The organism is Campylobacter sp. BCW_6467, from assembly GCF_001762855.1.
Lineage (GTDB): Bacteria > Campylobacterota > Campylobacteria > Campylobacterales > Campylobacteraceae > Campylobacter_D > Campylobacter_D jejuni.
The window spans coordinates 22,100-35,938 of sequence record NZ_MJXP01000021.1; the positions used below are offsets into that span (position 1 = coordinate 22,100).

The 13,839-nt window shown below is 31.7% G+C and carries 13 protein-coding genes; 3 read left to right on the forward strand and 10 right to left on the reverse strand.

Translation table 11 applies throughout. The features are described from left to right. The first annotated feature begins 4 nt into the window (after positions 1–4). A complete protein-coding gene (locus tag AJ888_RS02900) occupies positions 5–1,027 on the forward strand; it encodes a ribonucleotide-diphosphate reductase subunit beta (protein WP_002851758.1) in 1,023 nt (340 codons plus the stop codon). Continuing rightward, positions 1,014–2,387 (forward strand): nicotinate phosphoribosyltransferase, encoded by a 1,374-nt coding sequence (locus AJ888_RS02905; protein ID WP_074470018.1) that lies wholly within the window; start codon positions 1,014–1,016, stop codon positions 2,385–2,387. The genes AJ888_RS02900 and AJ888_RS02905 overlap by 14 nt, the downstream gene beginning before the upstream one ends. On the opposite strand, the gene AJ888_RS02910 is transcribed toward AJ888_RS02905, so the two are convergent. Continuing rightward, a complete protein-coding gene (locus AJ888_RS02910) occupies positions 2,356–2,904 on the reverse strand; it encodes a gamma carbonic anhydrase family protein (RefSeq protein ID WP_070296121.1) in 549 nt (182 codons plus the stop codon). The two genes, AJ888_RS02905 and AJ888_RS02910, sit on opposite strands and share 32 nt — an antisense overlap. Positions 2,905–2,992: 88 nt before the next feature. On the opposite strand from AJ888_RS02910, the gene AJ888_RS02915 reads away from it, so the two are divergent. Beyond that, positions 2,993–3,622 (forward strand): protein-L-isoaspartate(D-aspartate) O-methyltransferase, encoded by a 630-nt coding sequence (locus AJ888_RS02915; protein ID WP_002861021.1) that lies wholly within the window; start codon positions 2,993–2,995, stop codon positions 3,620–3,622. 19 nt (positions 3,623–3,641) lie between these two features. On the opposite strand, the gene AJ888_RS02920 is transcribed toward AJ888_RS02915, so the two are convergent. The 9 genes from AJ888_RS02920 to AJ888_RS02960 form a co-directional block, all read right to left on the reverse strand. After that, a complete protein-coding gene (locus tag AJ888_RS02920) occupies positions 3,642–4,829 on the reverse strand; it encodes an aspartate aminotransferase family protein (RefSeq protein ID WP_079860136.1) in 1,188 nt (395 codons plus the stop codon). Positions 4,830–4,832: 3 nt separating this feature from the next. Then, a complete protein-coding gene (gene argB, locus AJ888_RS02925) occupies positions 4,833–5,678 on the reverse strand; it encodes an acetylglutamate kinase (RefSeq protein ID WP_079396354.1) in 846 nt (281 codons plus the stop codon). Between the two features lie 3 nt (positions 5,679–5,681). After that, positions 5,682–6,128 (reverse strand): GNAT family N-acetyltransferase, encoded by a 447-nt coding sequence (locus AJ888_RS02930; RefSeq protein ID WP_002861018.1) that lies wholly within the window; start codon positions 6,126–6,128, stop codon positions 5,682–5,684. 9 nt (positions 6,129–6,137) lie between these two features. Then, positions 6,138–7,166, reverse strand: a complete 1,029-nt coding sequence (gene argC / locus AJ888_RS02935; protein ID WP_002861017.1) for an N-acetyl-gamma-glutamyl-phosphate reductase — start codon at positions 7,164–7,166, stop codon at positions 6,138–6,140. Positions 7,167–7,329: 163 nt separating this feature from the next. Beyond that, positions 7,330–8,421 carry a DNA adenine methylase gene (locus AJ888_RS02940; RefSeq protein ID WP_002861016.1) on the reverse strand — a complete coding sequence of 364 codons (1,092 nt, stop codon included), beginning with the start codon at positions 8,419–8,421 and terminating at the stop codon, positions 7,330–7,332. Positions 8,422–8,459: 38 nt separating this feature from the next. Then, complete coding sequence (infC, locus tag AJ888_RS02945) at positions 8,460–8,978, reverse strand: translation initiation factor IF-3 (RefSeq protein ID WP_002861015.1); 519 nt, start codon at positions 8,976–8,978, stop codon at positions 8,460–8,462. Further along, on the reverse strand, positions 8,975–10,783 hold the full coding sequence (thrS, locus tag AJ888_RS02950) for a threonine--tRNA ligase (protein ID WP_002861014.1): 1,809 nt from the start codon (positions 10,781–10,783) through the stop codon (positions 8,975–8,977). The genes infC and thrS overlap by 4 nt, the downstream gene beginning before the upstream one ends. A 130-nt stretch (positions 10,784–10,913) precedes the next feature. Then, entirely contained in the window at positions 10,914–11,717 is an 804-nt protein-coding gene (locus AJ888_RS02955; protein ID WP_002861013.1) for an undecaprenyl-diphosphate phosphatase, read from the reverse strand. Positions 11,718–11,790: 73 nt separating this feature from the next. Further along, complete coding sequence (locus tag AJ888_RS02960) at positions 11,791–13,788, reverse strand: OPT family oligopeptide transporter (RefSeq protein WP_079396353.1); 1,998 nt, start codon at positions 13,786–13,788, stop codon at positions 11,791–11,793. Between the last annotated feature and the right edge of the window lie 51 nt (positions 13,789–13,839).

Consider the following 13,839-nt stretch of genomic DNA (forward strand, 5'->3'; position numbering starts at 1 on the left):
AAAAATGCAAAGAAAAAGAATTTACAATCCAAGTTCAAACGAAACCCTAGGAGATCGTAAAGTTTTTGATGGTAACCCACATGGAATTTTAAATTTCACTAAGGCAAAATATACTTGGGCTTTAAAACTTTGGGATTTAATGGAAGCAAATACTTGGTTTCCAAAAGAAGTGGATACAACTAAAGATGCACTTGATTATCGCTGTAATTTAACTGCAGGTGAAAAAAGAATGTATGATTTGGTTTGGAGTCAGCTTATTTCTATGGATAGTTTTCAAACCAATAATTTAGCAGATAATATCAACCCTTATATCACAGCTCCTGAAATCAATGCGGTTTTAGCACGCCAAGCTTATGAAGAGGCAAACCATTCAAAATCTTACGCTGTTATGGTAGAAGCGATTTGCGATAATACAGATTTGATTTATGAAATGGAAAAGCATGATGAAACTTTGCGCGAAAAAAATGACTTTATTTCAAGCATTTACGAAGAATTAGCAGGCGATGTAGATGATAATAAACTTCTTTTGGCTATGGTGGCAAATCAAATTTTAGAAGGAGTATATTTTTATAGTGGTTTTACTGCTATTTACGCACTTGCACGTGCAGGAAAAATGCTAGGTTCAGCACAAATGATCCGCTTTATCCAAAGAGATGAAATCACACATCTTTTATTATTTCAAAATATGATCAATTCAGTACGCAAAGAAAGACCTGATTTGTTCCATGATGAAAATATCAATAAAATTTATGATATGTTTAAAAAAGCTGGAGATCTTGAGATCAAATGGGGTAAATACATCACTCAAAATCAAATCATGGGCTTTACTGATGATATCATAGAAGAATATATCCATTATCTTGTAGATCAAAGATTAAGCGCAATCAATTTAGACAAGCTATACAATGCAAAACATCCTATTAAATGGGTAGATGATTTTTCAAAATTTAACGATCAAAAGAGCAATTTCTTTGAAAGTAAAGTAACGAATTATTCTAAGGGTAGTATAAGCTTTGATGACTTCTAAAACTTCTTTAGCCTTACTTTGTGATTTTTATGAATTTACAATGTCTCAGGGCTATTTCAAAAACAATAAAAAAGATCAAATTTGTTATTTTGATATATTTTTTAGAAAAATTCCAGATTCAGGATCTTTTGCTATTTTTGCAGGTCTTGAAGATATTTTAGACTTTGTTGAAAATTTGAGTTTTGATGCAGAAGATATAGAATTTTTAAGAAAACAAGGTATTTTTGATACAGAATTTTTAGATTTTTTAGCTAACTTTAAATTTAAAGGTGAAATTTATGCTATGCGTGAAGGAGAAGTGATTTTTCCAAACGAACCTTTGCTATGTATTAAAGCTACAACCATAGAAGCACAGCTTTTAGAAACTTTTTTACTTTTAAGTTTAAACCACCAAAGCCTTATTGCTACCAAAACCAATCGTATCGTGCGTGCAGCTAAAAACAGTAAAATTTTAGAATTTGGCTCACGCAGAGCACAAGGAAGTGAAGCGGCCTTAAAAGGGGCAAGAGCAGCTTTTATAGGAGGTTGCATAGGAAGTGCTTGTACTTTAGCAGGAAAAATTTATAATATCCCTATCAATGGAACTATGGCACATTCTTGGGTGCAAATGTTTGAAAATGAACTTGAAGCTTTTAAAGCTTATGTGAAAATTTATCCAAAAAATCCTGTTTTTTTGATTGATACTTATGATTGTCTAAATAGCGGACTTAAAAATGCAATTAAAGTTTTTAAAGAATTTGGTATCCAAGAAGGCGGTGTGAGAATAGATTCTGGAAATTTATTTGAGTTGAGTTTGAAAATCAGACAAGAACTTGATCAAGCAGGACTTCAAAAATGTAAAATCATAGTTTCTAACGCCCTTGATGAATGGAGCATTAAAAAACTCAAAGAACAAAACGCACCTATTGATATCTTTGGTGTAGGCGAAAGATTGATCACTGCTTCAAGCGATCCTATTTTTAGTTGTGTTTATAAACTCGCAGCCTTAGAAGATCAAGGTATAAAACCTAAAATAAAAATCAGTGAAAATAACGAAAAATCAACCCTACCTCATTTTAAAAAACTTTTTAGAGTTTATGATAAAAACACGCAAAAAATCCTTTTTGATGAGCTTTATGTTTTTGACGAAAACCCAAATCAAGATGAAAATTTAGAACGCAAAGAACTTTTAGAATTAGTCTACAAAGAAAAAAGACTTCTTAAAAAGTCATCTTTAAATACTATTCAAGATTATACAAAAGAGCAAATCTCAAAACTCGATGAGAGTTTTTTAGATCTTGATCGTTTTGTGAAATTTGAAGTAAAACTCTCGCCTAAACTTCAAAATATCACTGAAGATCTTTTAAAAACTCGTTTTTAAAATCCACATAATTTAAAGCGGATTGTTTTAGAAAGCTTATTTCTTCATCGTTTAATTCACGCACAAATTTTGCAGGATTTCCAAGTATCAAAGAGCGTGGCGGAAATTTTTTACCCTTTGTTACAACGCTTCCAGCACCCACTATGCTATCTTCTTCTATCAAAGCATTATCCATGACAACAGCATTCATTCCGATTAAAACACGATTTTTTATCACACAAGCATGGATAACGCAATTATGTCCTATGGTTACATCATCTCCTATTATTGTAGGAAAACCAGCATCTTTTAACTTTCCTTTTTCGTCAAATTCCCTATGCCAAACATGCACCGTGCTAAGATCTTGAATATTGGTTCTTTTGCTAATTTTTATAAAATTAACATCAGCTCTTAAAACACAATTAAACCAAATGCTACTTTCATCTCCTATTTCTATTTCTCCTATGATTTTAGCTCCCTCTGCAACAAAAACATTTTGACCTAGTTTGGGACTATGATTTTTAAATTTTATAAGCATTTTTTTCCTTTTTATTTAAGTATAGCTAAGTTTAACTCTATTTCAACTTTTTTAGTTACAATTTTTATTTAAATTTATAGGAGAAGTAATGAACGCATTTGAACAAAAAAGATGTCAAAATATGGCTGAAGAAATTGCACAAAAAGTTTTTATCAATGAAGAGCTTTTTAATGCTTTTTGTCAAATTCCGCGTGAAATTTTTTCTCCTTTAAAAGCCCATGCTTATCGCCTTGATGCTTTGCCTTTGGCAAATTCTCAATGGATTAGTTCACCTTTAACTGTAGCTAAAATGACTATGGCTTTAGATTTTAAAAATGCTGATAGTATTTTAGAGATAGGTTGTGGAAGCGGCTATCAAGCTGCGATTTTAAGCAAGGTTATAAGAAGGGTTTTTACCATAGAACGCATAGAAAATTTAGCCAAAAAAGCCGCTCAAACTTTCAGAGAATTAGAACTTTTTAATATCAATGTAAAATTTGATGATGGACAAAATGGCTGGAAAAATTATGCTCCTTATGATAGAATTTTATTTTCTGCTTATGCGACACAAATTCCTGAAATTTTACTCGATCAATTAAGCGATGGCGGGATTTTAGTCGCTCCTATTTTACACAATGGCAAACAATTCATCACACGCCTTAGAAAAAATGGCACAAATTTACAAAAAGAAATTTTAGAAGAATGTTTATTTGTGCCTATAGTAGATGGAAAAGAATAAACTTTTTTTACAAAATTTATTAAAAACTCTTTAGAGCCTTTCTTAACTTTTCACTCATTTCATCAATATGTTCTTTTTGCAAAATCAAAGGAGGTAAAAATCTCAAATCATTCTCCCCGCAACTTATCAGCAAAAGTGCATTTTCTTGGCATTTTTGAATGACCTTGGACACTTTTACACTTTTATCAAGACTAAGCCCTTGCATAAACCCTAAGCCTTTGCGTTTTTTACAAAAATCAAATTCTTTTATCAACTCATCTAAACTTTGCTCTAAATAAGGCGTGAGTTTATTAACATTTTCTAAAATTTTTTCTTCTTTAAAAATTTCAAAAACTGCATTCACTCCTGCGCAAACCAAAGGATTTCCCCCATAAGTGCTACCATGATCGCCTGCTTCTAAAGAATTGCTTGCTACTTTTTGATTTATTACAAAAGCACCCACACTAAGCCCACAACCTAAGGCCTTAGCTGAAGTCATAATATCAGGCAAAATTTGTGCGTGCTCATAGGCAAAAAATTTTCCACTTCTACCCATGCCACATTGAATTTCATCAGCGATTAATAATATATCTTTTTCATCGCAAAGCTTTCTTAAGGCTTTGTAAAAATCTTTATTTGCAGGATTTATCCCACCTTCTCCTTGCACGCTTTCTAAGATAATGGCGCAAGTTTTTTCATTTACTAGTTTTTCAACGCTTAAAATATCATTATATTTTGCAAATTTAACCCCTGAAATTAAAGGTTTAAAAGGCTTTTGATATTTTTCATTAGCAGTAAGCGATAAAGCCCCTAAAGTACGCCCATGAAAAGAATGCTTAAAAGCGATAAATTGTCCGCCCTTAATACCTTTGTTAAAGGCGTATTTTCTAGCTGTTTTCATCGCTCCTTCTATACTTTCTGTGCCAGAATTTGTAAAAAAAACACGCTCTAAAGCACTAGCTTTGGCTAAATTTTTAGCTGCAGCGGCTATGTTTTCATTATAATATAAATTGCTAGTATGTAAAAGCTTATCCACTTGAGCTTTGATTTTAGCATTAAATTTAGCATGATTATATCCTAAAGCACAAACGCCTATACCACTTGAAAAATCAAGATATTTTTTAGCCTTATCATCAAAAAGATAAACCCCCTGCCCTTTTTCTAAAACTATATCAAAACGCTTATAAGTAGGGATAATATGACTTTGTTCTTTATAATCCATTTTCATTCTTTAACCCACCAAAGTGCCTATACCTTCATCAGTAAAAAACTCAAGCAACAAAGAATGCTTCACGCGCCCATCTAAAATATGCACCTTTTTAACTCCATTTTCACAAGCATCAATGCAAGATTTTAATTTTACATGCATACCGCCTTCTATTTTAGGAGCTAAAATTTTAGCTTGTTCAAGACTGATTTTAGAAATCAAAGAATTTTTATCATTAAAATCCTCATAAAGCCCTGCAGTATCGGTTAAAAAAGCAAGTTTTTCAGCCCTTAAAGCCTTAGCAATCGCACAAGCTGCGTCATCAGCGTTAATATTATAAGTATTAAAATCCTCATCCATGCCAATAGGAGCAATGATAGGTAAAAAATCTTTTTCTAAAAGCTCTTCTAAAATTTTCGAATTTACCTTTTGTATCGTGCCAACAAAAGCTAAATTTACATCTTTTTTCACACATTCTAAAAGTGCACCATCTTTACCACAAAGCCCTATGGCTTTAACTCCTAAATTTTGCAAACTATGAACTAAATTTTTATTGATATGATTTAAAACCATGCTTGCTACTTCAGTAGTGGCTTTATCACTAACTCTAAGACCGTTTTTAAACTCACTCTTTACGCCTAATTTTTCACACATAGCAGAAATATCTTTTCCCCCGCCATGTACAATGATAGGCTTTAAACCCACAAGTTTTAAAAGAGCTATATCTTGCATCACACAATGCTTTAGCTCTTCATCTTCCATAGCTGATCCACCGTATTTTATAAGTATAATCTTAGAATTAAATTTGCGTATATAAGGTAAAGCTTCGATTAAGACATTGGCTTTTTCTAAATATTTTTGCATGATCATTCCTTAAACATTAAAGCTGGTTTGATTATACTCATTTAAAGAAAGATCGTAATAATTCGCATCCTCTCTTAAAGTAAAACCATAATGTTTCCAAAACTCATTGCCTAAATCATTGTTTTTAAAAGCGATTAAGGCGATTTTATTGATCTTTTGAGCTTTTAAAGCCTCGAGACAAAATTTTGTCATCTCGTGTGCTATACCCTTTTTTCTATGATCTTTATGCACACATACATGATAAAATCCCCCTGTGCGTCCATCATGCCCGCAAAGTATACTTCCTACAATTTCTTCATCAATCACTGCTACAACGCTAAGATTTGGGTTTCTATCTAAAAAATTTTCTATATTTTCTTTGCTATCATCAATGCTTCTTATCCCAAAGCCTTTTATCTCGCACCAAAGCTTATAAACGACTTCATAATCACTTTTTTGCATAGCTCGTATTATCATTTTTATCCTTTACAAATTTGCAAAGAATTTAAGTCCTTCATCTTCATCAAAATCAAACATTAAATTCATATTTTGAACAGCTTGTCCTGCTGCGCCTTTAATTAAATTATCAATAGCACCAAGCACAATAACACGCCTTGTGCGTTGATCTATACTAAAATTTATATCCGCAAAATTGCTTGATTTAACCCACCGAGTCTGCGGAAACGACTGCGGCGGTAAAAGCCTTATGAATTTATTGTTTTGATAGTATTTTGTATAAATATCGCGTATATCTTGTTCTTGCAAATTCTCTTTTAAATTTGCATAAGCACTGATTAAAATTCCTCTTTGCATAGGTACAAGATGAGGGGTAAATTGTAGAGTGATTTTCTCTTTGGCCGCATAGCTTAAATGCTCTTCAATTTCGGGAGTATGGCGGTGCGAAGCCAAACCATAAGCTTTGATATTTTCATTAACTTCGCAAAAAAGATTTTCCATCTTTGCACTTCTTCCTGCTCCGCTTACTCCACTTTTTGCATCAATGATAACTGAGTTAAAATCGATGATTTTTTCTTTAAAAAGCGGATAAAGACTTAAGATAGAACAAGTGGTATAGCAACCTGGATTTGCCACCAAACTTGCTTTTTTTATCTCTTCTTTATAAAGCTCGCAAAGTCCATAAACTGCATTTTGCAAAAGCTCTTGATTAGGATGAGTGAATTTATACCAAAGCTCATAATCTTTAGGATTTTTAAGACGAAAATCTGCACTTAAATCAATGATTTTCATCTTTTTTAACAAATTCTCATTTAAAAGCTTAGCGCTAAATTCATGCGGAGTAGCCAAAAACAAAAGATCAAGTTCAAGTTCATCTAAATTTTTATTTTCAAAACATAAATTTAAAGGGGTATTAGGATAAAGATCTTGATAATTTTGTCCCACGCTAGAACTCGAACCTAAATAAGAAATTTCAACTTTGGGATGATTAAGCAAAATGCGTACAAGCTCATTACCTGCATAACCACTCGCTCCTAAAATCCCAACTTTTATTTTCATCTTTATCCTTTAAATGTAAAAGCAAATATTATAAACAAAAAAAGTTAAAAATTTTAACTATTATTCTCTTTAACCTTATCTTTATTGCTCGAAAATCAAAACATCTGAAAAAATAAAATTAATTTAATCATGCAAAATAAAAAATAATTTTAGCAACAAGAATTTAATTTTTAACTAAAATATAAAGTTGTTCATGAAGATGAATATTACGATTTTTAAGATTGCGAGAAGCTCTAAAAGTATTATATTTTTGTTCTAAAATACGACATTTTCCAAGAGTACTTAAACGCTTTAAAAAAATTTCTTTTTTTATAAAACCTTCGCAATTATAAGAAAGTAAAATCACTCTTGCTTTTAAATCATTAATAAGTTCAAATAAAGCGTCTTGGGCAAATTTTGACTTATTAAAAGTACTACGATTCCAATCTTTTGGAATGCCACTGATTTTGGAAATTTCTTCAGGTTTTTTATAATTTGCGATTAAATTTAACATAAAGTAATTAGAGCTATAAGGATGTTGATTGTAAGGAGGATCAAGATAAACCACATCAAAAAAATCAAGTTCTTTTGCAAGCATGCTTGCATCCTTTTGCATCACTTCAAATTCGCAAGAAAAATTTGAAAAAATAGGCATTTTAAGCTCTATTTCTCCTTTAATGCGTTTAAGTGCATTTTGTCCTTCGCCACCAAATTTTCCGATACCATCCTTACCCTTATAAAAACCTTTAAAAACTCCACTAGTATTTGAATGCACACTAGCTTCATAAATTAAAGGGGCTATAAAAAAATGCTTTAATTCTTTTGGAATTTCATTTTCAATTCTTTGTCTCATAGTATCAAGATATAAAGCATTTTTAAAAGTATAAAAAACCCTTTCATTTTTTTTAATATCATCATCATCTTTTGGAGCATAAAGCTCACTGATAAAACCTTTTTGAAAATCTAAATTTTGGGTTAAATTTTTATAACACTTTTTTAGATTTTGGAGTAAATCTTTGTCTTTATTAGCAAGATAACACTCATTGATGAGTTTTGAATAATCTTCTAAATCATTAGCTAAAATATAACTCGAGTATGCCTTTGCAAAGCGACTTACAATACCTGAGCCACTAAACATATCACAAAAACTAAATTTATCTTTACCAAGTTCTTTTTTAGCTACCTTAAAGCCCTTATTTAAAAAACTTAAAAGTGCTCTTTTATTTCCAAGATAAGTTATAATTTGCTCTTTTAAAAAAGAAGGATTTTCTTTCAAAATTTAAAACCTTTAAAAGCCTTATCCACAAAAGTGGATTAAGCTTTTTTTGGAGTTACAAGCATATTTACATAACGACCTTCAAAATTTGGCTCTTTGTCACGATTAGCTTCATTTTCTATCATAGTCCAAATTTTTTCAAGCAAAACTACACCTGCTTCAGGAGTTGCCATTTCACGTCCTTTTAAGAACACACGAAATCTCACATGCTTACCTTGTTCTAAAAATTCTAAAGCATGTTTTACCTTGTAATTAATATCATTTTGAGCAATTTTTACAGAAAGTTTGATTTCTTTTATATCAATCACTTTTTGTTTTTTCTTTGCTTCTTTTTGTTTTTTCTCTTGTTGATAACGGAATTTACCATAGTCCATGATCTTGCAAACAGGTGGCTTAGCATCTGCAGCTATCATTACAAGATCAAGTCCTAAACGATTTGCAATTTCTAAAGCTTCATCACTACTGATAATACCATAAACTTTGCCATCATCGCCAACACATCTGATTTCATCCGCTCTTATTTCTTCATTGAGCAATACTTCTTTTTCTTTACTCAAAAGTGTACCTCACTCATTTTCTCCTTAACTAATTTAATAAATTCGTCCAAGCTAAGATTTTTTTGTTCTTTAGCTCTTCTATCTCTTAAAGCAACGCTACGCTTTGCCACCTCATCATCGCCTAAAACTAAAATCATAGGTAATTTTTGCTTTTCAGCGATACGAATTTTTTTACTTAAGCTCTCATTTTTTTCATACACCTCGCTATCGATATTAAGCTCTAATAATTCTTTTTGAATTTCTTTTGCGTAAGCAATATGTGCTTCGCCTATTGGCACTATACCCACTGCGGTTGGTGCGATAAAAAATGGAAACTCACCCGCACAATGCTCGGTTAAAATTCCTATAAATCTTTCAAAAGAACCTAAAATCGCACGATGCAACATTACAGGTTGTTTTTTTTCATTATCACTATCAGTATATTCGAGTTTAAAACGACTTGGCAGGTTAAAATCTACTTGTATGGTTCCACATTGCCACTTTCTTTTTAAAGCATCGGTGATTTTAATATCAATCTTTGGCCCATAAAAAGCCCCGCCACCTTCATCAATACCGTATTTTAAACCTTGTTCATCTAAAGCTTCTTTTAAAGCCTTAGTCGCTATTTCCCAAATTTCATCATCACCTATGGCTTTTTCAGGTTTAGTTGAAATTTCCATTTCATAGCTAAAATCAAATAATTTCATCAAATTATCCACAAAAGCTAAAATTTCTAAAACCTGCTCTTTAATCTGACTTGGCATACAAAAAATATGTGCATCATCTTGAGTGAATTCTCTCACTCTAAAAAGTCCATGCAAAACGCCACTTTTTTCATGACGATGTACCACGCCGTATTCAAAAAATTTCAAAGGCAAATCACGATAACTTCTTACATCACTTTGATAAATTTTAATATGTCCCACACAGTTCATAGGCTTAATGCCATATTCTTGTTCATCAATTTGTGTAAAATACATATTTTCTTTATAGTTTGCATAATGCCCACTGATTTTCCATGCATCTGCTTTTAAAAGTTCAGGCCCACGCACAGGCTCATAACCACGTAAACGATGGATCTTATAAAGCATATGTTCAAGTTTAGATCTAAGTCTTGCACCGTTACTCAACCAAATAGGAAGACCACCTCCGATCTCATCATCAAAAGTAAAAAGTTTAAGCTCTGTTCCAAGCTTTCTATGATCGCGTTTTTTAGCTTCTTCAATAATGGTTAAATACTCTTTTAAACTTTCCTTATCTGCAAAAGCAGTCCCATAAATTCGAGTAAGCATTTCTCTTTTTTCATCGCCACCCAAATACGCTCCTGCAACACGAGTGAGTTTAAAAAAGCGTAAAAATTTCGTATTTGGCACATGAGGACCACGACACAAATCTTCAAATTCACCTTGTTTATAAATACTTACAGCTCCATCAGGAATACGCAATAAAACTTCTTGTTTTAAATCATCATTTTGAAATTTAGCCAAAGCTTCGTTTTTTGTGATTTCATATTTTGAAATTTCAATCTTTGCTTCAGCAAGTTCTTTCATCTTTTTTTCAATTTTTACTAAATCTTCTTCGCCGATCTTACTTTCTACACGAAAATCATAATAAAATCCATCTTCTATAACAGGACCAACGAAAAATTTAGCTTCAGGATACAAACTCTTAATCGCCTGTGCCATTAAGTGTGCACAAGAATGGCGGATTACTTCTAAACTTTCTTTAGAATTATCAAAATAAATTTCTTTTAAATTTGTATCTTTTACACTTTGAGAGTCAATTATTGTCTCATTGTCCAAATACGCAATAACTTCTTTTTCCATATTTTTAACCCTTTGTCGCTCACTTACCCTGTGAGTGTTTATAAAGTTCTAATTTTAACTTTCTAAGACTTAATTATTTTTGAAATTCAGCTTATTTTTAAAAAAATCTTAGAATAAATTTAATATTTATTTATAGCTTAAACTCACTTCCAGCATTTAAAATCCCACTATAATACAAATAAAAGAAAACAAATCCTAAAATAATACGATAAATTCCAAAAGGGATAAAGTCGAATTTAGAAATAAATTTTAAGAAAAATTTTATAACTAAAACTGCAACAATAAAAGCAGTGATAAAACCTATGCTTAAAGGAATTAAAGAATTTGCGTTACTCAGTAATTCAGGCTCTTTATAAATACTATAAGCTGTAGCGATAATCATCGTTGGAATGGCAAGCAAAAAACTAAACTCAGCCGCAACTTTTCTATTAAATCCTAGCAAAAGTCCACCAATAATACTTGCTCCACTTCTTGAAGTTCCAGGAATCATGGCTAAAGATTGAAAAATACCTATACAAAAAGCTTGTTTAAAGCTTATTTCTTCTAAAGAATTGATACGATATTGTTTATTTTTGTGCGCAAGTTCTATAAGAATAAGCACAACACCACCAAAAATGAGCATTCCAACCACAACCCAACCATTAAATAAAGCATTTAAGTATTTTGCCACAAAAAGCCCTATAACTCCAGTAGGAAAAAATCCCACTGCAAGTTTTAACCAAATATCAAGCCCTTGAAACAATTTACGCCAAAATACAAAAATTACCGCCAAAATAGAACCAAGCTGGATAATAATCAAAAAACTTTTCCAAAACTCATCTATATCAATACCTAAAATAGTCGCACCTAAAATCATATGTCCTGTTGAAGAAACAGGTAAAAACTCAGTCAGACCTTCTATAATTCCAAGTATTAAAGCATATAAATTTTCCATTTTAATCCTTGAATGATAATTGCAAAAGAAAAATTATATCAGAATGGATTAAATGGGGTTTTAACCCCAAAAATTAAGCATCTTTTTTAACAATACGCTTAATGAAATATAATACAACGCCAACAAAAAAGATAAGCGCGAAAAGCTCGCTATCATGAAAATTTGTTAAATTTAAAGCTAAAGGATTTTCGCTACCACCCATACTTACTGAAAATACAGTAATTCCTGCGATAATTACCCCAAAAATACTTTCACCCACTATAAGCCCTGAAGCAAAAAGCGTGCCTCTTTGCTCACAACTCGCAAGTTTTTCTTCTTTATGAGAATTTTTTGCATATTTTTTAGTCAAGTATTGCATTACAATATATTTTAAAATTCCGCCTATAACTAAAGGTATATTTACAGCAGGCGGAAGGTAAATACCTATTCCAACGGCTAAAGGCGGCAAAGACATTTTCTGTGTTCTTCTTAAAATTTTATCTATAATAATCATTAAAATTCCTACAAATACACCAAAAGCCATATAACCCCACTCTATATTGTGATGAAAAATTCCTTGAGCGATAGTACTCATTAAATTCGCTTGCGGTGCTGCTAAAGCCGATGAAGCATCCATACCTTCTCTTGGCATTGCCCCAACAAAACCATAGGCTTGATAAAGCAAATTTAAAACAGGAACTATAGCCAAAGCACCAAAAACACAGCCTACAAGTAAAGCAACTTGTTGCTTCCAAGGAGTAGCTCCGACTAAATGCCCTGTCTTTAAATCTTGTAAATTGTCATTCGAAATAGCAGCTGTAGCCAAAATAACACTAGTAGTAAAAATAGCTAACGCTACTGCAAATTTAGAAAGCATAGGATCTTGAAAAAGTTCCACACCTAAAACCAAAAAAACAATAGAAGAAATAATAACACCAATAAGTCCGATTCCAGAAATAGGACTAGAAGAAGATCCTACAAGTCCTGCCATATATCCGCAAGCTGCTGCAACAAAAAAACCTATTAAAACAGAAACTAAAGTTCCAACAAATGAAAATAGCATTTGATAATAAATGCTTAAGTTAGCATCTTCAACAAAACTATAAAAAGTAATAAATAAACCCACAACCATTAAAACAAAAAGTATAAAAATACTTTTTAAAGAAAGATCTATATTTGTTCTTTCATTTTTTTCTTGATTAGTAATTTTAACATTTTTAACAATTTCTTTAATACCTTCAATAACGGGTTTTAAAAGTTCTATTAAAGTCCAAAGCGCTGCTATAGCAATAGCTCCTGTTCCTATAAGCCTTACTTTAGAACTCCATACACTAGAAGCTAAATCTACGGCATTTTTTGCACTATCGAATTCAAAATTTGAAAGATAAGGAGTAAAAATACCCCAAGCTAAAAACATACCTACAAAAAGAGCTATAGCACCTGCTAAACCGACTAAATAACCTGCTCCTAAAAGTGCCAAAGAATATCCCATAGAAAAACCAAAAGCCATTTTATTCCAAATAAAAGCAAAATTACTCTCACTTGCAGTGAGTTTAAAACCATTGCTTAATAAACTAAAAATAGCAGCTATAAAAGAGCCTAATGCTATTTCTTTAATACCTTGTTTTCCTTTTTTATTACTCTGATCTTTATTGGCTACTTTTAAAATTTCAGCTGCGGCCCTACCTTCAGGATAAGCAAGTTTGCTTTCAACTACCATAGCCCTTCTTAATGGTATAGTAAAAAGCACTCCAAGTCCACCACCACAAAGACATATCATAAAAGTTTGCCAAAGTGGAAATTCACTCCAATACCCACACATAAAAAGTCCTGGGATAACAAAAATAACTGATGATAAAGTTCCTGCTGCTGAAGCTTGAGTTTGAACCATATTATTTTCTAAAATATTTGAAGTCTTAAAAAGACTCAAAACCGCCATGGAGATGACCACAGCTGGAATTGATGATGAAAAAGTAAGTCCCACTTTTAACCCCAAATATACATTTGAAGCTGTAAAAATAATAGTTAAAATACTTCCCAAAATCAAACCCCTTAAGGTAAGTTCTGGTAAATTTTGTTTTTTGTACATCATTTCTCCGTTTTAAAATTTACTTTCAACGTTAAAAAATATTCTTATAAGTTT